Below are 21986 nucleotides of genomic sequence, written 5' to 3' on the forward strand. Positions count from 1 at the left end.
GCTTCATTTCAGCCCCAGCCTCGTGGCCAGCCGATGCAGGTTGCTCTTGTCGATGCCGAGGCGGCGGGCGCATTCCGCCCAGTTGCCTTGGCTTTCGGCCAGCCCCAGCTCGATCAGGCCGCGCTGGTAGGCATCGACCCGGGTGCGCAGGTCGGCACCGGGCGTATCCGACGCCGGCGCTGGTGGAACGACGATGGCGGGGGCGGGTGGCTCGCCTGCGCCGAGGCCGAGGTGGATGGGTTCGAGCGTAACGATCGAGCCGCGTTCGCCGCGAGCGCGCAGCGCCGCGCGACCGAGCACGTGCTCGAGCTCACGCACGTTGCCCGGCCAGGAGTGGCCGAGCAGCGCATCCGCGGCGGCGGGCGACAGGCGCAGATTGCGCAGCCCAAGGCGGACGCGGTTGTCCTCGAGATAGATACCGGCGAGCAGCAGCACATCGTCGCCGCGCTCGCGCAGCGCAGGCACGCTGATCGGGTAGGCGCCGAGGCGGTGGAACAAATCGGCGCGAAAGCGTCCGGCGGCTACCTCTGCGGCCAGGTCACGGTTGGTGGCGCAGATCACGCGCACATCGACACGCTGGACCCGCTCGGCGCCGACCGGTTGGATCTCGCCTTCCTGCAGCGCGCGCAGCAGCTTGGGCTGCAGCGCCAGTGGCAGCTCGCCGATCTCGTCGAGCAGCAGGGTCCCGCCGTCGGCCATGGTGAAGTGGCCGCGGTGGTCGCGCACCGCGCCGGAAAAGGCGCCGCGGGCGTGACCGAACAGTTCGCTTTCGATCAGCGACGGCGACAGCGCCGCGCAGTTGATCCGCACCATCGGCCTGGTGCTGCGCGGCGAGCGCTGGTGGATCAGGCGCGCCACGCGCTCCTTGCCGACCCCGGTCTCGCCCTCGACCAGCACCGCGAAGTCGGTCGCTGCCACCATCGTCAGCTCCTCGTCCAAGCGGGCGATCACGCGGCTGCGCCCGTCCAACCTCGGCTGTTCGCGCTCGCCGAGGGTATCGGTCAGCACCGCGTCCAGGCGCTCACGGGTGCGGCCGAGCTCCTCGGCCAGGTGCAGGCCAGTGCCGAGCAACGCCGCGACCGCCTGCAGCTCGTCGTGGTCGATCCGATCGAGCTGGCCAGGGTGCAGGGCATCCAGGGTGAGCATGCCGATCAGCCGCTGGCCATCACGCAGCGCCACTCCCATGCAGTCGTGGACGTGCTCGAGCGCCTCCAGCGGTAGAGGCAGGTCTTCGCCGTTATCCTCGCCTCGGGGCGAGAGCAGTCCATCGAAGGGGTCGGGCAGCGGCTCGTCGGCGGCGAAGCGGTGTACGCCGTTCGCCGCCGCAATCCGCTCCAGACGAGGGTTGTCGTCGAGACCGTAATGGCGCCCGAGCACTTCGAGCGGCAGGCCGTGAATCGCCACCGGTCGCAGCATCCGGTCGTCGATCGCGACCATTAGCGTGGCCGCATCGCAGGCATAGCGGCGGATCACCGCCTCGAGCACCGTCTGCCAGGGCGGTGCGCTTCGCCGCTCGAAGGCCTGGAGCAGCGCAGCGAGGGCGGCATATAGCGGAGTCATTTGTACATCCAGGGTCATTTCGACTCCTGCCTGGCGAGGTCTAAATGACCCTCTGCGGAGAAAATATTCATGATTTTCAATTGATTGAAGATTGGCATGCGGCTTGCCAAGCAGCTGGATGAATGGCCACAGGGGCCAGCTTCCACGGAGATTCGCATGCCTACCCTCATCCAGGAAACCCTCATTTCCCAGACGGCCGCGTTCGTCGCCGAACATCTCGAGCGGATCACTGCGCGGTTCTATCCGCTGCTGTTCGATCGCCACCCCGAGGTGGTGGCGATGTTCAACCCCGCCCACCAGCGTAGTGGAGCGCAGCCCCGTGCGCTGGCGCGGATGGTGCTCGAGTACGTCATCGCCCGGCAGGACCCTCGCTGCGCGGACGCGGTGATCGCCCCGGCGGTGCACAAGCATGTGTCGCTGTCGGTGCGGCCCGAGCATTACCCGCTGGTCGGTGACTGCCTGCTCGATGCGGTCGGCGAAGTGCTGGGCGAAGTGCTGGGCGAGCCGTTGGATGCGGAAGTCGCTGTGGCCTGGCGCGCGCTCTACGACGAGCTCGCCGAGCGGATGATCGGCGCCGAGCGTCGCCAGTACCAGGCACTCGCCGCAAGCAGTGGCGGATGGCAAGGGCTGCGGCCGTTCCAACTGGTCGCGCGGGTCGATGAGGCGGATGGAATCGCTTCGTTTCATCTGGCGCCCCGCGACGGCGGCGCGATCCTCGCCGGTGAGCCGGGGCAGTACCTTAGCGTGGTGGCCGAGATCGACGGGCAGCGCCATCCGCGCCAGTACAGCCTGACTTCCGACCGCGACGCGGCGCACTACCGGATCAGTGTGCGGCGCCACCCGCAGGGCGTGGTCAGCCGCTATCTACATGATCGACTCGAGATCGGCGATACCCTGCTGCTCTCCCCGCCTACCGGCCTGCTCACCCTCGACCAAGGCGATGGGCCGGTGGTGCTGATCAGCGCCGGTATCGGCCAGACACCGATGCTGGGCCTTGCCAAACGGGCGCTGGCGTTTGGTCGCCGGGTCGTCTATCTGCACGGTGCCCGGGATCCGCAGCACCATGCCTTCGCCGACGAGACCGCTGCTCTGGCGGGCCTTTGGCCGGAGCGTTTCACGCCGGTCACGCGCTACAGCCGGGGCGGTGATCCCGCGCTGCGGGGACGGATAGATGGTGCGCTGCTCGATTGCTATCTGCCGTCTAGAGAGGCTCTGCCGAGCTGCTATTTCGTCGGCCCGGCCGGCTTCATGGCCGAGATCGAGCGGCTGCTCGCCGAGCGGGGCGTTGCCGAGGATCGGCGCCGGCATGAGTGGTTCGGTGCCAGCCAGGGGTTGGCGGCATCCCTTGGCTGACGTTTTCGAACTTTGGAGGAGGGAGTGGCTGGTCAGCGGCTGATGATCGAATAGATCACGCCGGTGGCGATCGCGGCGAGGACGAAGTCGCCGTTCACCTGCAGCCAGTGCTGGCCGCTCGGTGGCGGCGCCAGATTGCGCGAGCGCCAATCGTTGACCACGTAGTTGCCGCCGCGATACTGCTGCGGCACCGCTTGGCCACGTTGCCAATCCTGGTGAGGACTCGGCCCTTGGCGCTTCGCCTGGTTCTGCCCGCCCTGGCCGCTCTGTCGTGCTCCGCCTTGGCCGTGGCCACCATTCTTGCTCTGCCCCTGACCGCCCTGGGTCTGATGCTGGCCCTGGGAGTGGCCGTTCTGCTGGGCCATGGCGAGCGGAGAGGCGAGCAGCAGTGTACTGAGCAGCATCGCCAGGGATCGTTGATTACGCATGGGCACCTCTGCATGCCTTGGGTTCAGTACTCAAGATGAACCACTGGCGTGCAAGAAATGATCATCGATCGTGGCTTTTCGTCTGAATCGGTGAGGCCGCAGCGTCGAGCGCTATCCCGCGCCCGATCAGCGTCGTTTCGCTCATGACGCCACTTCCAGCGCCTCGACCCGGTAGCGGTGGCGCAGCTCGCGGCCGAGCACCGGGTCGATCAGCGCAACCTCAAAGGCATCGCCGTGGCCGAGCTCGCCGATTACCGGCTGGGTACCGCAGAACATCGCCCAGCCGATCGGCAGCCGTTCACCGCCGGTGAGGCGCTGGATCAGGTCGCGAGGGTCGAGCAGGCTCGCCACCTCGCCGTCCTGGTAGAGCTCGTCCGCGCCATCGCGGCTGCGCCAGCACTTGAGCTGCAGACGCTCCCAGTGTGGCGCGACCTCCTCGAAGCGCCAGAGCTCAAGGCCGATCGGTTTGGCGCAGAGCTGCTTGGAGACGGTGACGTCGTAGCTCTCCACTTTGCGGTCGGTGTGGTCCGAGCCGATGCCGAGCAGCAGGCCCTCGGGCGCCTGGATCAGCACCACCTCGGCCTCGCCGGAGGAGTTTCGCCCCGGCGTCTGCAGCCGTTGGTCGCTACTGAGCAGGCTGGCGGCGAGGCGGTAGAAGCACGGCACCTGGCTCGGGCGCGGTACGCCGAGCTCGGCAAGCTCGGCGATGTGTGCCTCGACCGCCGCCTGGTCGCGTCCGGCCCAGCCGGCGATCACCAGTTGATCGATGGCGACCTGGATCGGTCCGTGGCCGGTGAGTTCGAAAGAGAGAGTGGGCATGAAGGCTCCTGGTTGTCTTCAGTGGTTGTCGTTGTAGTTGGTCTTCATCGTCGATGGTCACCCGCACAGGGTTTCACCAATTCGAAGCCCATGGGGGCCCTGGCTCGCTCAAGGCACCCGGGCGAGCCAAGCGGGATCCTCGAACTTTTCCCTGGCCAAGCGTTCGGCGCGCTCGAGCTCAGCGGCGGTGAGGTCGCCGGGCTCGAGGCCTGCGCGGGCGGCGAAGGAGGCGGACATGCGACTGATGATCTCGTCGCGGGGCAGCCCGGTCTGGCTTTTGAGCGGGTCGACACGCTTGCCCGAGCTCTTGATCCCCTTGTCGGAGATCTTCTCCTTGCCGATCCGCAGCACCGCGAGCATCGCGTCGACGTCGATGTCGTAGGCCATGGTCACATGGTGGAGCACCGCCCCGCGCAGGCGCTTTTGCGCAGCGCCTGCGATCTTGCCGGCGGGCGAGACGATGTCGTTGATCGGTACGTACCGGGCCTCGATGCCGAGCTCCTGGAGCGCATTGATCACCCAGTCGTCGAGGAAGGCGTAGCTGTCGACCAGGCTCAGTCCCTGGACCAGCGACTCCGGCACCACCAGCGACCAGGTGATGGTGTTGCCCGGCTCGACGAACATCGCGCCACCGCCGCTGATCCTGCGCATCACCGCGACGCCGCGCGCACGGGCGGCGTCGAGATCGACCTCGTTGGAGAGCGACTGGAAGCTGCCGATGATCACCGCCGGGCTGGCCCATTCCCACACCCTGAGCAGCGGACCGCGCCGGCCGGCGGCGACCTCCTCGGCGAGCACCTGATCGAGCGCCATGTGCAGCGCGGGCGCCTCCGGGGCGCGGTGGATCAGGCTGAAGCGGTGATCGCGCCACTCGCTGGCCTGTGCCAGTGCACGGCGCACCACCACCCCGACCGCCTCGGGGGTCAGGCCGAGCAGGGTCGCGTCGGCTGGCAGCGCGGCCCTGACCCGCGCCGCCAGCGCCTCTATGTCGAGCCCGGCGGGGGCGCCCTCGAGCGCGGCATCGATCCGCTCCAGGAGGTCGTCGGGCTCGAGGAAGAAGTCCCCCGAGAGCCTTACGCCGCTCAGCCTGCCGTCGACTTCGTCCAAGTCGACCACCACCAGTTTGCCGCCCGGGACCTTGTATTCACCGTGCATGCCGCGCCTCTGTGCGAATTCGAGAATTGTTCTCGATCATAGCAGCACGGGCGGCGTAGCAGGTGACGCTACGATGGCCGGCGTAGGGTCCGAGGGGGCTTCTACTTTGGTCGTCCCACTGACGCTGATGGTTGGACAGCCGCGGCGTGGTGGGGATATGCTTTGTAAAAGAGTTAAGGTTTTTTTGACTTTAAGTCGATCGAGAATATTTGGAAATCCGATGACCGATCATCCGCAGATCGCCGTCTCGACGGTGATCTTCGCGCTGCGGGAAACCGACGACCAAGCGTTGCCGGCGCTATGGATGCCGCTGGTGCGCCGCATTCGCGCACCCTTCGAGGGCCATTGGGCGCTGCCGGGCGGGCCGTTGGGGATCGACGAGAGCCTGAGCGAGGCCGCGCGGCACAACCTCAAGGCGACTACTGGGCTTGCGCCACGCTACCTCGAGCAGCTCTATGCCTTCGGCGATCCGGCGCGCTCCGGGGACCAACGGCTGGTCTCGATCGTTTATTGGGCGCTGGTCGGCAACGATGAGGCCAGCCGCAGCGAAGCGGACGACAACGTGTGCTGGTTTCCGGCCGATGCGCTGCCGGCGCTGGCCTTCGACCACCAGCTGATCGTCGACTACGCGCTGTGGCGGCTGCGCAACAAAGTCGAGTACGCGCAGATCGCCCACCGGCTGCTCGGGGAGACCTTCACCCTCGCCCAGCTGCGCAGCGTCTATGAGGCGATCCTGCAGCGCCCGCTCGATCCGGCCAACTTTCGCCGCCAGATGGCGGCCTCGAAGAGCCTGGCCGCCACCGGCGAAATGCAAAGCGGCGCCCGCCATCGCCCGCCGCGGCTCTATCGCTATGTCGAGGTACCGGGGACGACCCCGAACCCTTGGGCCTGAGGCCCGTTTTTCGCCGTTCCATCCGTGCGCCCGCAGGTCGTTGGTTCGCGCACCTCTACAGGAGAGCCGTCGATGTCGACCATCGCCACCTCCCTTGAAGCGTTCGAGAAGTCGCAGGCAGGCGCTCACTGCAGTACCGGGCTCGCCACCGATCCCTGGCGCTTCGATCGGATTCCCACCTACGGGCCGGGCGCCTCCGAGACCGACGAGCTGCCCGACCAGGCGCCACGGCAGTCGGCGCTGCCGGGCGAGTATCGCAATGCCAGCGACGAGGAGCTTAAGGCGCGGATCATCGCCGCCAAGCGCACGCTGGGTGAGCGGCTCTTGATCCTCGGCCACTTCTACCAGCGCGACGAGGTGGTGCGTCATGCCGACTTCGTCGGCGACTCGTTCCAGCTCGCCCGCGCGACCCTTGACCGGCCGGAGGCCGAGGCGATCGTGTTCTGCGGCGTGCACTTCATGGCCGAGACCGCCGATATCCTCTCCGACCAGCGCCAGACCGTATCGCTGCCTAACCTCGGTGCCGGCTGCTCGATGGCCGACATGGCCGATCTCGCTTCGGTCGAGGCCTGTTGGGAGGCGCTGTCGCAGCTGTGGGGGGATGCGCGGGACGCCAGCGGGCGGGCACCGGTGATACCGGTCACCTACATGAACTCATCGGCGGCGCTGAAAGCCTTCTGCGGCCGCCATGGCGGTATCGTCTGCACCTCCTCGAACGCCGCCAAGGTGCTCGACTGGGCCTTCTCCCAGGGCCAGCGGGTGCTGTTCTTCCCCGACCAGCATCTGGGGCGCAATACCGCCAAGGCGATGGGCATCGGCCTCGACCAGATGCCGCTGTGGGACCCGAACCGCCCGCTCGGTGGCAACCAGCGTGATGCGCTCGAGCGCGCGCGGGTGATCCTGTGGCATGGCTACTGCTCGGTGCACAAGCGTTTCACCGTCGAGCAGATCGCAAGCGCCCGGCGGCATTTTCCCGACGTGCGGGTGATCGTCCATCCCGAATGCCCGATGGCGGTGGTCGATGCCGCCGATGAGGCGGGTTCGACCGACTACATCAAGAAGGCGATCGAAGCCGCGCCGCCCGGGGCGACCTTCGCGATCGGCACCGAGATCAACCTGGTCCAGCGGCTCGCCCGGGAGCATCCTGAGCACACCATCTTCTGTCTCGATCCGGTGGTTTGCCCCTGTTCGACCATGTACCGCATCCACCCGGCCTACCTGGCCTGGATCCTCGATGGCCTGGTCGAGGGCGAGGTGCGCAACCGCATCCGCGTCGATGCCGCCACTTCGCGCGATGCGCGGGTGGCGCTCGAGCGAATGCTGGCGGCGCAGCCATGAACCGGCCGTTCGGCTTCACCCCCAGGCCTCGTGCCGAGCGCCGCGGGCGCTTCGCGCTGGTCGTGGTCGGCAGCGGTGTCGCTGGGTTGAGCTGTGCGCTGCTGGCGCAGCAGCGCGGTCTCGGGCCGGTGGCGCTGGTGACCAAGGCGGGGCTCGAGGAGAGCAACACCCGCTATGCCCAGGGCGGCATCGCAGGCGCCTTGCATCACGTCGACCGTGCCGGGCTCCATGCGCGCGACACCCTCGTCGCCGGTGCCGGCGGCTGCGTGGTGGAGTCGGTGCGCCGGCTCTGCGCCGGCGGGGCCGCGGCGCTCGAGTGGCTGATCGCGCTCGGCGTGCCGTTCGACCGCGAGGGCGGTGACTGGGCGGTGGGGCTGGAGGCGGCCCATTCGCGGCCACGCATCCTCCATGCCGGCGGTGACGCCACGGGGCGCGCGATCGAGGCGACCCTCGCCGATCACGTTCGCCGGGCCGACGTGACGCTGTTCGAGCACTGCATGCTCGCCGAACTCCAGCTGCATGGCGGTCGGGTCAGCGGGGTCGAGTGCCTGGATGCCAATGAGCAGCGCTTCGGCCTCGAGGCTGAAACGGTGGTGATCGCGACCGGGGGAGCAGGCCAGGTCTATGCGCATACCACCAATCCCTCGGTCGCCACCGGCGATGGGGTCGCCTGCGCGTTTCGCGCCGGCGCTGCGATCCTCGATGCCGAGTTCTATCAGTTCCACCCGACCGCGCTTGCACTCGGCGAGCAGCGCTTTCTGATCACCGAAGCGCTGCGCGGCGAGGGCGCGGTGCTGCGCGATGCCCTCGGGCGGCGCTTCATGCCGGCGCTGCACGCCCAGGCCGAGCTCGCACCGCGCGACGTGGTCGCACGCGCCATCGCCCGGACCATGGCCGCACAGCAGGGCCAGCCGGTCTGGCTCGACGCCACCGGGCTCGAGGCCGAGCGGCTGGCGGCTCGCTTCCCCGGGATCTCCGCGCACCTCGAGGGGCTGGGGCTGCGGCTGGCCCACGACTGGCTGCCGGTGACGCCCGCGGCGCATTACTGGATGGGTGGGATTCTCACCGACACCCTCGGACGCAGCTCGGTGGCCGGGCTCTACGCCCTCGGCGAGGCGGCCTGCACTGGCGTACATGGCGCGAACCGGCTGGCCTCCAACTCGCTGCTCGAAGGCGTGGTGTTCGCCCGCAGGCTGGTCGAGGCGCTGGCTTGCGATGAGAGCCAGGGCCTGCCGGCGCGCTTCGACGAGATCCGGATCCAGGTCCTGCCGATCTTCGGCGCCAGCGCCGAGATGCCTTTCTCCCTTAGCGCGCTGCGCGAGACGATGTGGCGCGAGGTTGGGCTCGAACGCAGCGGCGAGGGGCTCTCCCGCAGCCTCGAGCGGCTCACCGGCTGGCAGCGGGGCTGGCGCTTCGCCACCCATCGCGCCGCGCTGGAGGCGCGCAACCAGCTCGAGATCGCCACGCTGATCTGCGAATCGGCGCTGGCCCGCGAGGAGTCCCGCGGTGCCCACCATCGCCTCGACTTTCCCAACGCCGAGCCCCGTTTCGCGCGGCGGCGGGCGGTGACCCGCCTGTTCGCCGAGGAGTCGTCCGAGGCGCGGCCGTTTCCCCTGTCATTGGTCATGAGGTGATCACGATGCTGCTCTCACCTTCCCAGATCGACGCCGTGGTCGAGGCCGCGCTCGCCGAGGACGCCCCCTGGGGCGATCTCAGCTCGGAGACGTTGATTCCCGCCGAGCGCCGGGCCAGGGCGCTGCTCGCCGCGCGCGAGCCCGGCGTGTTCGCCGGTGGCGAGGTGCTGGCGCGTACTTTTCGCGCCGTCGATCCTGGCGTCGAAGTTCGCTTGCTGCGCGCCGACGGTGAGCGTTTCTCCCGCGGCGACACGCTTGCGCAGATCGAAGGCCCGGCGCGGGTGCTGCTGCGCGCCGAGCGGGTGGCGCTCAACCTGGTGCAGCGGATGAGCGGGATCGCCACCCTCACCTCTCGTTTCGTCGAAGCGGTGGCCGGGACCTCGGCGCGGATCGTCGACACCCGCAAGACCACGCCCGGGCTGCGCGCGCTGGAGCGCCACGCGGTGCGCGCCGGCGGCGGCCACAATCACCGCTTCTCGCTATCGGACGCGGTGATGATCAAGGACAACCATCTCGCCGCGCTGGGGGCCGCCTCGCCCGCGGCGGTCACTCAGGCGCTCGAGCGCCTGCGCGAGCAGCTGCCGCACACGGTGCATATAGAAGTCGAGATCGACCGGCTCGATCAGCTCGATGCGGTGCTCGAGGCCAAGGTCGACACTGTGATGCTCGACAACTTCTCCCTCGATGAGCTGCGCGAGGGGGTGGCGCGAATCAAAGGGCGGGCATGGATCGAGGCCAGCGGCGGGGTCGATCTGACCACGGTGAGGGCGATCGCCGAGACCGGCGTCGAGATCATCTCGGTCGGGGCGCTGACCCACAGCGCCCGCGCCCTCGATCTCGGGCTCGATTTCGAGCCCGAGCGATGATGACCGAGGCCGAGCCGCTCTATCTCGATCACGCCGCGACCACGCCGCTCAGGCGCGAGGCGCTCGAGGCGATGTGGCCGTGGCTGACCGCTCGATTCGCCAACCCCTCGAGCCCGCACGGGCCCGGGCGCGAGGCCCGCGCGGCGCTCGAAGCGGCGCGCGAGGAGCTGGCCCGCGGGCTCGGCTGCCGCGCGGGGGAGCTGATCTTCACCTCCGGCGGCACCGAGGCGGACAACCTGGCGATCAAGGGCATCGCGCTCGGCGTCGAGCGCCCGCCGGCGGCGAGGCGGCTGATCATCTCTCCCTTCGAGCATCCCGCGGTGGAGGGGGCTTGCGACTACCTCTGCCGCCATCACGGTTATCGGCTCGAGCGCCTCGCGGTCGATCGCAACGGACTGATCGACCTCGACGACCTTGCCCGCAGGCTCGCGCTTCCGGCGGCGCTGTGCAGCGTGATTCTCGGCCACAACGAGATCGGCACCCTGCAGCCGATCGAGCGCATCAGCGCGATCGCACGCGCCCACGGCGTGGCGCTGCACGTCGATGCGGTGCAGGCCGCCGGCTGGGAGGCGATCGACGTCGAGCGCCTCGGCATCGCCGCGCTGAGCCTCAGCGGCCACAAGCTCGGCGCCGGGCGGGGGATCGGCGCGCTGTTCCTCAGGCGCGGCGTACCGCTCGAGCCGCTGCTCCACGGCGGCCACCAGGAGCGCGGCCGGCGCGGTGGCACCGAGCAGCTGCCGGGCGTCATCGCCCTCGCCCGCGCCTTCACCCTGGCCCGGGCGGAGGCCGAGCGCCACGGCGAGCGGGTCGCCGCACTGCGCGATGCGTTCATCCGTGGCGTGCTCGAGGGCTGCCCCGGCGCCCGTCTCACCGGCGCCGCCGAGCGGCGCCTGCCCCACCACGCGTCTTTCCTTTTTCCCGGTACCCACGGCGAAGCGGTGCTGCTCGCACTCGAGGCCCGGGGTGTGATCTGCTCCAGCGGCTCGGCCTGCAAGGCCGGCGAAGACGAGCCCTCACCTGCGCTGCTCGCGCTCGGCATCTCCCGCCAGGAGGCGCAGACCGCAGTGCGCTTCTGTTTCGACATCGATATCGACCAGCCCCAGGTCGACCGCGCCGTGCGCGCGGTCGTCGAAGCGGTGGCGCAGGTGCGGGGGTTGGGCGGGCGCTGAAGGCAGATGACAGCGGGGCAAGAATTTAGTTCCAAAGCATAGGAGAAAAAGCGTTGCTTTAATCGTTCAGCTTGGCTTTAATCCAACGACGCCTTGCAATCAGGGCGTATCAGCCGCTCAGGAGTACCTGATCATGATGATTTCTTTCCGAGTCAATTACGCGCCGGCCCTCGTCTCCCTGCATGGGATGCGAGTACTCCGCTCGCCGCGCGCCCGGAACTGAAATCAATCGACCGGCCGCGGATCTTGCCGCGGTCGTCTGATCATCATCGTTTTACCGATCATTCCACCTTTGCCGGGTCCGTGGCCTCCAACTGCCCTTGGAGACCGCCACCATGGCTTTCATCGCTGGCTTGCTCGACCACCTCACCACACTGCGCGCGCGTCGCCATCATCGTCGCGCCGAACGTTCGCTGCGTGGCCTGCCCGCCTATCTGCTCAAGGACATGGGCCTGCACTACGAGGCGGGAGAGCTGCGACCGCTGGCCAGCGAGAGCTGCCAGACGCTTTTGCCCGCGCCGCCGAAGCTGACCCTGATCCAGGGCGGCGCGGGCCGCGAAGAGCAGATGTTTCATGTGAAACGCCGCCGCCAGGAAGCGCCGCCGGTGTGTAGACACTGTGGAGCCCCCCTGCCGTAGCGCATGCCCCGGGGCCGTCAGGCGACCGGGGCGCTGCAAGGGCCCTTCGGGGCCGGGCGCGGGTGGGTGGACCCACTCGCGCTGCATGGGGCGTCGCTGCGTGCGCCCCACTCCTCGATGTCCGGTCGTGATCGGCGCTCACCGCTATTGCTCAAAACCCTATACAATTGCCGGTCTTTAGCATCGAGGAGCTTCGAATGAGCCAGCTGCCCCCCTGCCCCCAGTGCCAGGCCGATTACACCTACGAGGATGGACTGATGCTGGTCTGCCCTGCTTGCGCCCATGAGTGGTCCTCGACCGAGGAGGCGGCGGACGCCGCCAGCGACGAGCAGGGCGTGATCCGTGATTCGGTGGGCAATGTCCTCGCCGACGGCGACAGCGTCTCGGTGATCAAGGACCTCAAGGTCAAGGGCTCTTCGCTCGTGGTCAAGGTCGGCACCAAGGTGAAGAACATCCGTCTGGTCGACGGCGATCACGATATCGACTGCAAGATCGACGGCATCGGGGCGATGAAGCTCAAGTCCGAGTTCGTCAAGAAGATCTGAAGAAGCGGTTTTGCGCAGAAAGAGACCGGCCTTCGGGCCGGTTTCTTGCGTTCAAGGGGCGTGCGCCGCTCCGCTCGGGCTCAGCCCAGCCGCATGGCCAGCTCGGTGCGGGCCTGCTCGGCGGTGCGCTCGAACTGCAGCGGGGTGACGGTGATTCTGCCGTGGCGCAGCAGGTAGGCTTCGCTCTGCGGGTCGTCGTCGAGCTCGCGGCGCTTGATGTTGAACCAGTGGTAGCGCTGGTCGCGAAGGTCGGTGCGTTCGACCACGTCGATCGTCTCGAGCGTGCCGCGCCCTTGGCGGCTGGCGGTGATCGGACCGGCCTGGTCGGCGGCGACGTCGGGGAAGTTGACGTTGAGCGCGACCTCCCGGGGCCAGCCGATCGCGTGGAGACGGCGGATGGTATCGGGGGCCAGCCGCTCGGCGGTCGCCCAGCGCACCGCCGAGCGATCGGTGAACGCCTGGCTCAGCGCGATGGTGGGTACGCCGAGCAGCAGTGCGGTCAGCGCCGCGCCCACGGTGCCGGAGTAGAGCGTCTCGCGACCCAGGTTGGCGCCGCGGTTGATACCCGACAGTACCAGGTCGGGCGGGGCGTCGCGCATCAGGTGGCGCACCGCCATGGTCACGCAGTCGGCCGGCGTGCCGGTCACTGAGTAACGACGCTCGCCGAAGTGCGCCAGGCGCAGCGGATGGTGCAGGCTGATCGAAGTCGCCACCCCGCTCTGGTCGAAGGCGGGCGCGACGATCCACACCTCGCGGGCCAGCGCCGAGGCGACCCGGGTGAGGGTTTCGAGGCCGGGGGCGTCGATGCCGTCGTCGTTGGTCAGCAGGATACGGTCGACGATCGGTTGGCTCATGCGGGGATCTCCAGATGGTGGGAAAGTGGTCGATGCATGGTGTAGTCGTGGTGAATCTCGCCGGCGAAATCGAACCGATGGGTGCCGGTGATCTCGAAGCCCTGGCGCTGGTAGAAGCGGATCGCCCGGTCGTTCTGGCGCCAGACGCCGAGCCCGAGCCGGCGCTTGCCGAGAGTGCGCGCGCGCTCGGCCGCCGCTTCGATCAGCCGCGCGCCGAGCCCTGCCCCCTGGGCCCTGCGGTCGAGATAGAGTCGTGCGATCTCGAGAGTGTCGGCGTCGAAGGTTGCAGTTCTTGCGTCGTCCGCGTGGAGCTGCAGGAAACCGGCCAGTTCACCCGCGCGCTCGATCAGAAGCACAGTGATATCGGCGTCTTCCAATGCCGCGCTGAGGGCCTGGTGGGAATAGGCCTCGGCGATGTAGGCATCGATCCTGGCGGCGTCGCAGCCTTCTGCATAGGTATCGAGGAAGGTGTTACGGGCGAGTTCGCGCAGCGGTGCGATATCGCGGGCGTTGGCGGGACGGACTGCGGCGAACATCGATGGTTTCCTTGGGTGCTCGATCGAACCGGGTCACTCGATCCTCAGCGATGTGCGTGGGTAAGTCCAGGACTCGGCCGATCGTCGTAGAGCCGGTTTTCAAACGAGTGTTTAAACTGGTGTTCAGTCGATACCAGAGGAGACGCTCGATGACCGTCGAGGAATTGAAGGCCCAGCTGCGCCTGCCGCTGATCGGCGCTCCGATGTTCATCGTCTCCACGCCCGAACTGGTGATCGCCCAGTGCGCAAGCGGCGTGCTCGGCGCCTTTCCCGCACTCAACGCCCGGCCCCAGGCGCAGCTCGGCGACTGGCTGGGCCGCATCACCGCCGCGCTCGACGCACTGCGGCGCGAGCACCCCGAGCGCGCCATCGCGCCGTTCGCGGTCAACCAGATCGTTCATCCGAGCAATCCGAGGCTCGAGCAGGATATCGACACCTGCGTCGAGCACCGGGTGCCGCTGATGATCTCAAGCCTCCACGCCCCCGACCGGGTGGTCGAGGCGGCGCACGCCTATGGCGGGCTGGTGTTCCATGACGTGACCACCGTGCGTCATGCCAAGCGCGCCCTCGACGCCGGGGTCGATGGGCTGATCCTGGTCTGTGCCGGCGCTGGCGGACACGCCGGGCGATTAAGCCCCTTCGCGCTGGCCGGCGAGGTGAGGCGCTTCTATGACGGGCCTATCGCGCTCGCCGGCGCGATATCCCACGGCGAACACCTGCTCGCCGCCCAGGCGCTCGGCGCCGACTTCGGCTATCTCGGTACCCGCTTCATCGCAAGCCGCGAGGCCAACGCCTCAGAGCGCTATCGCCAGATGCTGATCGAGGCAGGTGCCAGTGAGGTGATCTACACTGACCTGTTCACCGGCATCCACGGCAACTATCTCGCCGCCAGCATCCGCGACGCAGGCCTCGACCCCAGCGCCCTGCCGGCCTCGAACGGCGAGAAGCTCACCCTCGGCGATGGCGGGCTCAAGGTCTGGCGCGACGTGGTTGGCGCAGGACAAGGCGTGGGCGCGATCGAGGCGATCGAGCCCGTGGCACGCATCGTCGAGCGCATCGAGCAAGAGTATCGAGACGCTCGCCGCCGGCTGCTCGGCAGCGCCTGTGGATGACCAGGCCACTCACCGCGGCCACCGTATCTCTCCCTCGACCGCCTCGCGCTCGAAGGCTTCGAGCTAGTCGCGGGTAAAGCGCACCGTTTCGGTCGAATCGGCCAGCAAACCGGCTAACATGCCACTTTGAATTGCTTGGATCGAGCGAATAATGGACCGGATCAAGGCCGCGCAGGTCTTCGTCGCCATCGTCGAGCGTGGCAGCCTGACCGGCGCGGCCGAGGCGCTGGACATGTCGCGCGCGATGGTGACGCGCTATCTCGCCGAGGTGGAACGGTGGGCAAGCGCGCGGCTGCTGCACCGCAGCACCCGCCGGCTGGGCCTGACCGCCGCTGGCGAGACCGCGCTTGCGTACTGTCGCGAGATGCTCGGGCTCGCCGAGCAGATGGCGCTGGTCGCCGATGCCGAGGCGGCCGAGCCGCACGGCATGCTGCGCATCGCCTGCGTGCAGTCGCTGGCGCAGGCGGCGGTGGCGAGAGCGGTCGCCGCCTACCTGCAGCGCTACCCGCGTACCGCGATCGATCTGCAGGTCGACGGCCGGACGGTGAACCTGGTCGAGGAGCGCATCGACCTGGCGATCCGGATCACCAACCAGCTCGATCCGAACCTGATCGCCCGGCGGCTGGCCCGATGCGCCTCGGTGGTCTGCGCCTCGCCCGCCTACCTCGCCGCCCATGGCACACCGCGGCGTGCCGAGGAGCTGAGCGCGCACAACTGCCTGACCTACTCCTATTTCGGCAAGAGCCTGTGGCGGTTCACCCATGACGGCGAGCAGTTGGACATCCCGGTCGACGGCAACCTGAGCGCCAATGAATCCCTGGTGCTGCTCGAGGCCGCCGTGGAAGGCGCTGGCATCGTACTGCAACCGCTGCATTCGGCGGCGGCGCTGATCGCCAGTGGCTGCCTGGTCGCGCTGCTGCCCGGCTACCAGCCCCAGACGCTGGATATCTACGGCATCTATACCTCGCGCCAGCACCTGCCGGCGACGCTGCGTACCCTGCTCGACTTCCTGGTCGAATGGTTCGCCACCGACGAGGGCTGGGCGGGGCTGCACGAAGGCTTTCCCCGCTGAGCGTGCTCCGCTTCGATGAATGAAAAAGCCCGGCGGCAAGCCATCGCACGATGACCTGCCGCCGGGCGGATATCGACTGGCGAGACCCCGGTGCCGCCGGGGGCCTCGCCAAGGTGGCCGCTTACTCGGGCAGTGCGTAGGTGACCACGTAGTCGCCGGTTGGCGTCTCCATGAAGTGGTGGCCGGTGGCGACGATCGTCAGGTACTGGCGACCGTCGACCTCATAGACCATCGGATTGGCCTGTCCGCCGGCGGGCAGCACGTCTTGCCACACGGTCTTGCCGGTGCGCATGTCGATCGCCCTGATCAAATCGTCGGTCGCCGCGGCGATGAACACCAGGCCCCCGGCGGTGACCACCGAGCCGCCGTTGTTGGGCGTGCCTATGTCGATCGGCAGGCCCGAGCGGATGCCGAATGGGCCATTGGAGCGAGCGGTGCCCAACGGGCGATCCCAGATCGTCTCGCCGCTGGCCAGGTCGATCGCGCGAATCCCGCCGTAGGGTGGCTCCTTGCACAGCATGCCGGTGAACGGCACGCGCCAGCCGGCGTTGACGTTGATCGCGTAGGGCGTGCCCTGCTGCGGGTCGCCCGCGCCCTCGGCGCCGCCGCGGTCCTGCGCCATCTCGTCGCGCGGTACCCAGCCCAGGCGGTCGGCCTCGGCGCGCGGCACCAGCTCGTTGTAGTTGGGCATGTCGTTGTAGTTGGCGATGATCACACCACGCTGCGGATCGACCGCCACGCTGCCCCAGTCCGACCCGCCGTTGTAGCCGGTGTACTGGATCCACGGCTTGTCGGCGTTCGGCGGCGTATACATGCCCCGGTAGTCGGCCTGGCGATACTGGATGCGGCAGAACAGTTGGTCGAACGGCGACATCCCCCACATGCTCTGCTCGGTCAGCTCAGGCTTTTGCAGCGAGTGGTAGAGCGAGAATGGCTGGGTCGCCGTGCGCATCTCGGGCTCCGCGCCGCCCTGCGGTACCGGGCGCTCCTCGATCCCGGAAAGCGGGGTGCCGTCGCGGCGGTCGAAGACGTAGATCTCCCCCTGCTTGGTCGGCATGATCACCGCGGGCACCTTGCCCTGGTCGGTGGGGAAGTCGATCAGCGTCGGCTGCGAGCCCGGATCGTAGTCCCAGACATCGACGTGCGAGGTCTGGAAGTGCCACGCGGGCAGGCCGGTCTCGACGTTCAGCGCCACCAGCGAGGCGGCCCACTCGTTCTCCTCCGGCGTGCGCGAGCTGCTCCAGTAGTCCGCGGCGGCGTTGGCCATCGGCAGGTAGACTAACCCGAGCTGGCTGTCGCCGGCGGCGGTGGTCCACATGTTCGGCGAGCCGCGCACGTAGGTCTCGTCACCGCTCACTGGTTCGCTGCGATCCGGCCGGCCCGCGTCCCAGGCCCAGCGTAGTTCGCCGGTGAGCGCATCGAAGCCCTTGATCACCCCGGAAGGCGGGTAGCGCCGCTGGCCATCGAGCACCTGGTGCCCGGTCACCACCACATCGCGCACCACCACCGGTGCCGAGTTGATCGAGACGTAGCCCGGCGGGGTCTCGCCCATGCCGACCTTGATATCGACCTGGCCGTTGTCGCCGAAGTCCTCGCAGGGGCGGCCGGTCTGCGCGTCCACCTCGATGATCCTGCCATCGAGCGTGCCCGAGATAATCCGCGCCTGACACACGCCGCCATCCGCGAGCTCGGCCTGGCGCTGCGCCGGTACCTCGTAATAGGTCACCCCACGGCACGCCGCGGTATAGGGGATCGCATCCTCCGACACCTGCGGGTCGTAGCGCCAGCGCTCCTCGCCGCTGCTCGCCTCGAGCGAGATCAGGATATTGCGCGAGGTGCACAGATAGACGCTGTCGCCCACCTTCAACGGCGTGGTCTCCGCCCCCCAGCGGTGATCGAGCAGGTCACCGGTGCGATAGACCCAGGCGCGCTCGAGCTTGCCTACGTTGTCGACGTTGATCTGGTCGAGCGGAGAGAAGCGCGTCGCCGCCGAATCGCGCCCATAGGCGGTCCAGTCCTCATCGCTTGGGCGATCCGCCGGCTGCAGGGTGCCTACGTCGGTGGCCAGCGACGCCGCCGCGATATCCGGCAGCTGGCCGGGGTTGTCGTAGCCGCGCGGCACGAACGCCAGCGCACCCGCGACCACCAGGCCCAGGAACAGCACACCGGCGCTGGCGAAAGCGCCACGGCGCGAAGGCCCGCCATCGAGGCGGTGCATCACCAGCGCGACCAGGATCGCAAGGATCAGCACCACATCGAGGCGAGGAATCCAGCGCCAATAGTTCAGCCCCGACTCCCACGCCGTCCACCCCAGCGTGCCGACCAGCACCGCCGCGTACCACCACGCACCCGACGCCCGGCGGCGGATCAACTGCACACCGGAGATCAACAGCGCCACACCCGCGATCAGGTAGTACCAGGAGCCACCGACCACCGCCAACCAAGCACCGCCCGCGGCAAGTACCACCCCAACGACCGCGACCAGCACACCCACCAGCAGCGTCGGTATTCCACTCCCGCGACTTCCACTCTCATTTCCCATGCCGTTCACCTTGCGTGATCAACGTTGCTAAACGTCTGTTTCGGCTGGCTCAGACACCCATACCCACGACCAGCCCATCGACGCAGCTTCAAGGCTGAGCGCGCCGATTTGGTAACTGATGATAGTCTGAAGAAAACAGTGGGTCAGCCTATTAATGTAAATCATTCTCTTTTGTGGAGAGGCAAAGGCGGCATGTCCAACTCGTCTACCTTTGTGTCGCTGCCCCGCATCGAGCGCGAGGAAAGGCCCATGGTTGGTGGCCTAACGGCTTGATCGCGTCGGCGAGGTAAGTGGTTGAAAAAGGAAGCGGGATGGAGCACGGCCTAGGCGGTGAGGAGGGTGGGGTTAGACCAAAGGACTAGGGGGTGGATGCGCGAGGGTGGCGGCCCGTCGATGCTAGTCAGGCTGGTTTGCAGTTCTTCAGGCAGGGATTCGATATGGATTTCCAGCGCGGCACGTGACCGGCCTTGTTCCCGGGTGCGCCGGGCGTTGGCTAGGCTCTGTCCGCCTGCTTCAGCTTGGTTAGCAATACTAGTTGTATGGGCTCAGGGTGTAGGGGATTGTGGTATCAACCTATGTCTCTGGAGGACCCATGGCTCAGATTCTTCACCCACGCGCCACGACTACGCACGCCATCCGAAAATAAATACAGCGATCGAAGGCTTCGGTCGCCGCATTGAGCCGCCGCTATGGCCTCAATCCCAAGACCGTTCGTAAATGGCGTGCACGGGATCCAGTCGAGGACTTGGTCATGGGACCCAAACGGCCTCGTTCAACCTTTTTGACGCCGCTGGAGAAAAGCACGGCCAAAGAATTGGGCGGCGAGTTGGGCAGGATCACCGACCCTCATGTCCGCATGAGCCTGCTTTTGCAGGCCGCCTTTGGCCTGCGGCGGGAGGAGTTCATCCAGGGGCTAGTGGGCCAAGGGCGGACGTGATCGAGCCGTTTCGATTACGACACAGGAGCAGCGCGTGGTGCCGACGTCCCCCCGCACTTGAGTAGCAGGCAGCTTTGGAGTCCAATCCCGAACGAGAAGGAGATTGGACGTGAAGAAGCGTTTCAGCGAAGAACAGATCATCGGCTTCCTGCGTGAGGCCGAGGCCGGCCTGCCGGTCAAGGAGCTGTGCCGCCGGCATGGCTTCAGCGAGGCGTCGTACTACCTGTGGCGCAGCAAGTTCGGCGGGATGAATGTTTCCGAAGCCAAGCGGCTCAAGGAACTCGAAGTCGAGAATGCGCGTCTGAAGAAGCTGCTGGCCGAGCAAGTCCTCGAGAACGAGGTGATCAAGGACGTACTGCGAAAAAAATGGTGAGCGCACCGGCCCGTCGTGAGCAGGTGCGCTACATGGTCGGAAAAGGACTCAGCGAGCGGCGCGCTTTGCGCGCGGTGGGCATGAGCGCCAGCGCACTGCGTTACACACCTCGTCCGGATCGCAATGTCGAACTGCGGGCGCAGATCCAGGCATTGGCGCATCGGCACAAGCGCTACGGCGTGGGCATGATCTATCTCAAGCTGCGGCAAGGCGGCCATACCGTGAATTACAAACGCGTGGAGCGGCTGTATCAGCACGCGAAGCTGCAGGTGCGGAGACGCAAGCGCAAGAAGGTGCCGGTGAGCGAGCGGCAACCGCTGATCCGTCCGGTTGCGGCCAATGAAGTGTGGTCGATGGACTTCATCTTCGACCGCACGGCCGACGGCCGCGTCATCAAGTGCCTGGTGATCGTGGACGACGCGAGCCACGAAGCTGTGGCGATCGAAGTCGAACGCGCGATTTCCGGGCACGGGGTCAGTCGTGTGCTCGACCGCCTGGCGCTAAGCCGTGGCCTGCCGAAGGTGGTCCGAACGGACAACGGCAAGGAGTTCTGCGGCAAGGCGATGGTGGCCTGGGCGCACGAGCGGGGCGTGATGCTGCGCTTGATCCAGCCGGGCAAGCCGAATCAAAACGCTTACGTCGAGTCCTTCAACGGGCGCCTGCGCGACGAATGCCTCAACGAACACTGGTTCCCGACGCTGCTGCATGCCCGAAGCGAGATCGAGCGCTGGCGGCGGGAATACAACGAGGAACGACCAAAGAAATCACTCGGCGGGCTGACGCCCGCCGCCCACGCAAAACAACTGGCAGAAGCTCAGCTACAGTAACCCCGGGCTCTAAATGGTCCCGCTACTGAAAGCGGGGGGACGTCGGTGCTGGATGAAGCCCATCGGCTGGCAGGCTCGGGATCATTGATTCCGTCGCACAAAACCTATATCCAGCAGCGGCATGTCTACCACGGTCAGTGCAAGGCGGCAGGGCTGAGCAATATGCATGGATTGCGACATCGGTATGCGCAGATGCGGTATGAGGCACTGACGGGATGGAGAGCACCAGCAGCGGGTGGCCTTGGTAAAGTTCAGCTCAGTATCAGCTAGCGATTGAGTGACCAACACGCCCGACAGCAGATCAGCCGTGAACTCGGGTATGAAAGGCTGAAAGTGATGTCGATCTATCTGGGAACCTGAGGCCTATCCGTCATCTCTGGTGTTCAGCTCACCGGCCGCCAGTTTTTTCACTGCTTTGTCGAAATCGCTTTCAAACAGGCGATCCTGCACAATTCTGTATTTCTCAAATTCGCTTTCCGCATGCGTCTGGGCAAGTTTTGCAGAAATCTTGCCGCTGTTCTGTAGCACTTCCCGTTCATCAAATTCGAGGAAGGCGTCCAGCCGCTTGGACCAGTCTTCCATGCTCATGGGAATCTTGCGGCGAGCACGATCCTCGGCCAGCTCCAGATAGGCGTTGACGATACGACCCAATGAATCCAACTCGTCCTTGGTCAAGTAGTTCTTGGCCACGGCCACATCGGTTTTCAGAATCTTGCCTTCGGGCGCGCTCGCCCAGGAAGTCAGCCCCATATGTGGCTTGCTGCTATCGGCCCGCTTGCGGATCAACTCTGCAGCGGTATGGCCGTGGATGGCGTAGATGTCGGTTATCTTCTGGTAGAAGCGTCGCTCGCTGAGGCGGATCTCGCGGATTTCCGCCAGCAGCCGCTCGAAGTAGTCCTCGCCCAGGAAGCTGCCGTTTTCCATGCGCTGACGATCCAGCACATAGCCCTTGATAGCGAACTCACGCAGGACACCGGTCGCCCACTGGCGGAACTGCGTTGCGCGTAGGGAGTTGACCCGATAGCCGACGGAAATGATGGCATCGAGGTTGTAGAAATCCACCGCCCGGGACACCTCCCGCTGACCCTCCTGCTGAACTATCCGGAATTTCCGGATAGTTGCCTCAGGCGCGAGCTCATGGCTGCCAAAGATGTTCTTCAGGTGCTCGCTGACGGTGCGCACATCCACCCCGAACAGCTCGGCCATCAGCTTCTGCGACAGCCACAGGGTCTCGTCCTCGTAGCGGGCTTCGATGCTCTGCTCGCCGGCCTGGCCAGTGAAGATCAGGAACTCGGCGGTGCTGTTGCGAATCAGTTTTTTGCTATTCATTCCAAGT

General features: G+C 67.0%; 19 protein-coding genes and 1 pseudogene. 12 read left to right on the forward strand and 8 right to left on the reverse strand.

All coding sequences use genetic code 11. The annotated features are described in order from the left end of the window. Nucleotides 1–3: 3 nt before the first annotated feature. Nucleotides 4–1578, reverse strand: a complete 1575-nt coding sequence (gene norR, locus A5892_RS02425) for a nitric oxide reductase transcriptional regulator NorR (protein WP_064121443.1) — start codon at nucleotides 1576–1578, stop codon at nucleotides 4–6. Between the two features lie 138 nt (nucleotides 1579–1716). Between norR and A5892_RS02430 the strand changes: the two genes are divergently transcribed. Beyond that, entirely contained in the window at nucleotides 1717–2913 is a 1197-nt protein-coding gene (locus A5892_RS02430; protein WP_064121444.1) for an FAD-binding oxidoreductase, read from the forward strand. A 32-nt stretch (nucleotides 2914–2945) separates the two neighbouring features. Here A5892_RS02430 and A5892_RS02435 read toward each other — a convergent pair whose 3' ends face one another. From A5892_RS02435 to A5892_RS02445, 3 genes are all read right to left on the reverse strand, one after another. Further along, on the reverse strand, nucleotides 2946–3341 hold the full coding sequence (locus A5892_RS02435) for an RcnB family protein (RefSeq protein ID WP_064121445.1): 396 nt from the start codon (nucleotides 3339–3341) through the stop codon (nucleotides 2946–2948). A gap of 141 nt (nucleotides 3342–3482) precedes the next feature. Further along, the gene (locus A5892_RS02440; RefSeq protein ID WP_064121446.1) at nucleotides 3483–4160 is read right to left on the reverse strand and encodes a DUF2848 domain-containing protein; all 678 of its coding nucleotides are present in this window, start codon (nucleotides 4158–4160) and stop codon (nucleotides 3483–3485) included. Between the two features lie 108 nt (nucleotides 4161–4268). Next, on the reverse strand, nucleotides 4269–5315 hold the full coding sequence (locus tag A5892_RS02445; RefSeq protein WP_064121447.1) for a lipoate--protein ligase family protein: 1047 nt from the start codon (nucleotides 5313–5315) through the stop codon (nucleotides 4269–4271). Nucleotides 5316–5535: 220 nt separating this feature from the next. Between A5892_RS02445 and A5892_RS02450 the strand changes: the two genes are divergently transcribed. From A5892_RS02450 to A5892_RS02480, 7 genes are all read left to right on the forward strand, one after another. Beyond that, nucleotides 5536–6207, forward strand: coding sequence for an NUDIX hydrolase (locus A5892_RS02450; RefSeq protein WP_064121448.1), 672 nt, complete (start codon nucleotides 5536–5538; stop codon nucleotides 6205–6207). 72 nt (nucleotides 6208–6279) lie between these two features. After that, the gene (nadA, locus tag A5892_RS02455; protein ID WP_064121449.1) at nucleotides 6280–7545 is read left to right on the forward strand and encodes a quinolinate synthase NadA; all 1266 of its coding nucleotides are present in this window, start codon (nucleotides 6280–6282) and stop codon (nucleotides 7543–7545) included. Then, entirely contained in the window at nucleotides 7542–9179 is a 1638-nt protein-coding gene (gene nadB / locus A5892_RS02460; RefSeq protein ID WP_064121450.1) for an L-aspartate oxidase, read from the forward strand. The genes nadA and nadB overlap by 4 nt, the downstream gene beginning before the upstream one ends. A 5-nt stretch (nucleotides 9180–9184) precedes the next feature. After that, entirely contained in the window at nucleotides 9185–10045 is an 861-nt protein-coding gene (nadC, locus tag A5892_RS02465; RefSeq protein ID WP_150123458.1) for a carboxylating nicotinate-nucleotide diphosphorylase, read from the forward strand. Beyond that, complete coding sequence (locus tag A5892_RS02470; RefSeq protein WP_223302774.1) at nucleotides 10042–11214, forward strand: cysteine desulfurase family protein; 1173 nt, start codon at nucleotides 10042–10044, stop codon at nucleotides 11212–11214. Before nadC ends, A5892_RS02470 begins: the two co-directional genes overlap by 4 nt. Nucleotides 11215–11549: 335 nt before the next feature. After that, nucleotides 11550–11852, forward strand: a complete 303-nt coding sequence (locus A5892_RS02475; protein WP_064121451.1) for a hypothetical protein — start codon at nucleotides 11550–11552, stop codon at nucleotides 11850–11852. A gap of 197 nt (nucleotides 11853–12049) precedes the next feature. Then, complete coding sequence (locus tag A5892_RS02480; RefSeq protein ID WP_064121452.1) at nucleotides 12050–12397, forward strand: zinc ribbon domain-containing protein YjdM; 348 nt, start codon at nucleotides 12050–12052, stop codon at nucleotides 12395–12397. A gap of 80 nt (nucleotides 12398–12477) precedes the next feature. On the opposite strand, the gene surE is transcribed toward A5892_RS02480, so the two are convergent. Then, entirely contained in the window at nucleotides 12478–13251 is a 774-nt protein-coding gene (gene surE, locus A5892_RS02485; RefSeq protein ID WP_064121453.1) for a 5'/3'-nucleotidase SurE, read from the reverse strand. After that, a complete protein-coding gene (locus A5892_RS02490; RefSeq protein WP_064121454.1) occupies nucleotides 13248–13787 on the reverse strand; it encodes a GNAT family N-acetyltransferase in 540 nt (179 codons plus the stop codon). Before A5892_RS02490 ends, surE begins: the two co-directional genes overlap by 4 nt. 149 nt (nucleotides 13788–13936) lie before the next feature. Between A5892_RS02490 and A5892_RS02495 the strand changes: the two genes are divergently transcribed. Together A5892_RS02495 and A5892_RS02500 are read left to right on the forward strand one after the other, a co-directional pair. Beyond that, nucleotides 13937–14899 carry an NAD(P)H-dependent flavin oxidoreductase gene (locus A5892_RS02495; protein WP_064121455.1) on the forward strand — a complete coding sequence of 321 codons (963 nt, stop codon included), beginning with the start codon at nucleotides 13937–13939 and terminating at the stop codon, nucleotides 14897–14899. Between the two features lie 151 nt (nucleotides 14900–15050). Then, nucleotides 15051–15971 (forward strand): LysR family transcriptional regulator, encoded by a 921-nt coding sequence (locus A5892_RS02500; RefSeq protein WP_064121456.1) that lies wholly within the window; start codon nucleotides 15051–15053, stop codon nucleotides 15969–15971. Between the two features lie 121 nt (nucleotides 15972–16092). Here the strand turns inward: A5892_RS02500 and A5892_RS02505 are convergent, their stop codons facing one another. Then, nucleotides 16093–18513: a membrane-bound PQQ-dependent dehydrogenase, glucose/quinate/shikimate family gene (locus A5892_RS02505; protein ID WP_064121457.1), complete on the reverse strand. Its 2421-nt coding sequence runs from the start codon at nucleotides 18511–18513 to the stop codon at nucleotides 16093–16095. A gap of 751 nt (nucleotides 18514–19264) precedes the next feature. On the opposite strand from A5892_RS02505, the gene A5892_RS20980 reads away from it, so the two are divergent. Continuing rightward, a complete protein-coding gene (locus A5892_RS20980) occupies nucleotides 19265–19450 on the forward strand; it encodes an integrase domain-containing protein (protein ID WP_064121458.1) in 186 nt (61 codons plus the stop codon). 109 nt (nucleotides 19451–19559) lie between these two features. After that, nucleotides 19560–20663 (forward strand): annotated as a pseudogene (locus A5892_RS02520) (IS3 family transposase). Nucleotides 20664–21013: 350 nt separating this feature from the next. Here the strand turns inward: A5892_RS02520 and A5892_RS02525 are convergent. Next, entirely contained in the window at nucleotides 21014–21979 is a 966-nt protein-coding gene (locus tag A5892_RS02525) for a virulence RhuM family protein (protein WP_064121460.1), read from the reverse strand. Nucleotides 21980–21986 lie beyond the last annotated feature (7 nt).

It is taken from the genome of Halotalea alkalilenta (genome assembly GCF_001648175.1).
Classification (GTDB): Bacteria; Pseudomonadota; Gammaproteobacteria; order Pseudomonadales; family Halomonadaceae; genus Halotalea; species Halotalea alkalilenta_A.

Excerpts from the sequence above, each read along its gene's own strand:
- norR (WP_064121443.1), bottom strand. The coding sequence starts at position 1,578 with ATGACCCTGGATGTACAAATGACTCCGCTATATGCCGCCCTCGCTGCG.
- A5892_RS02430 (WP_064121444.1), top strand. The coding sequence starts at position 1,717 with ATGCCTACCCTCATCCAGGAAACCCTCATTTCCCAGACGGCCGCGTTC.
- A5892_RS02435 (WP_064121445.1), bottom strand. The coding sequence starts at position 3,341 with ATGCGTAATCAACGATCCCTGGCGATGCTGCTCAGTACACTGCTGCTC.
- A5892_RS02440 (WP_064121446.1), bottom strand. The coding sequence starts at position 4,160 with ATGCCCACTCTCTCTTTCGAACTCACCGGCCACGGACCGATCCAGGTC.
- A5892_RS02445 (WP_064121447.1), bottom strand. The coding sequence starts at position 5,315 with ATGCACGGTGAATACAAGGTCCCGGGCGGCAAACTGGTGGTGGTCGAC.
- A5892_RS02450 (WP_064121448.1), top strand. The coding sequence starts at position 5,536 with ATGACCGATCATCCGCAGATCGCCGTCTCGACGGTGATCTTCGCGCTG.
- nadA (WP_064121449.1), top strand. The coding sequence starts at position 6,280 with ATGTCGACCATCGCCACCTCCCTTGAAGCGTTCGAGAAGTCGCAGGCA.
- nadB (WP_064121450.1), top strand. The coding sequence starts at position 7,542 with ATGAACCGGCCGTTCGGCTTCACCCCCAGGCCTCGTGCCGAGCGCCGC.
- nadC (WP_150123458.1), top strand. The coding sequence starts at position 9,185 with ATGCTGCTCTCACCTTCCCAGATCGACGCCGTGGTCGAGGCCGCGCTC.
- A5892_RS02470 (WP_223302774.1), top strand. The coding sequence starts at position 10,042 with ATGATGACCGAGGCCGAGCCGCTCTATCTCGATCACGCCGCGACCACG.
- A5892_RS02475 (WP_064121451.1), top strand. The coding sequence starts at position 11,550 with ATGGCTTTCATCGCTGGCTTGCTCGACCACCTCACCACACTGCGCGCG.
- A5892_RS02480 (WP_064121452.1), top strand. The coding sequence starts at position 12,050 with ATGAGCCAGCTGCCCCCCTGCCCCCAGTGCCAGGCCGATTACACCTAC.
- surE (WP_064121453.1), bottom strand. The coding sequence starts at position 13,251 with ATGAGCCAACCGATCGTCGACCGTATCCTGCTGACCAACGACGACGGC.
- A5892_RS02490 (WP_064121454.1), bottom strand. The coding sequence starts at position 13,787 with ATGTTCGCCGCAGTCCGTCCCGCCAACGCCCGCGATATCGCACCGCTG.
- A5892_RS02495 (WP_064121455.1), top strand. The coding sequence starts at position 13,937 with ATGACCGTCGAGGAATTGAAGGCCCAGCTGCGCCTGCCGCTGATCGGC.
- A5892_RS02500 (WP_064121456.1), top strand. The coding sequence starts at position 15,051 with ATGGACCGGATCAAGGCCGCGCAGGTCTTCGTCGCCATCGTCGAGCGT.
- A5892_RS02505 (WP_064121457.1), bottom strand. The coding sequence starts at position 18,513 with ATGGGAAATGAGAGTGGAAGTCGCGGGAGTGGAATACCGACGCTGCTG.
- A5892_RS20980 (WP_064121458.1), top strand. The coding sequence starts at position 19,265 with ATGGGACCCAAACGGCCTCGTTCAACCTTTTTGACGCCGCTGGAGAAA.
- A5892_RS02525 (WP_064121460.1), bottom strand. The coding sequence starts at position 21,979 with ATGAATAGCAAAAAACTGATTCGCAACAGCACCGCCGAGTTCCTGATC.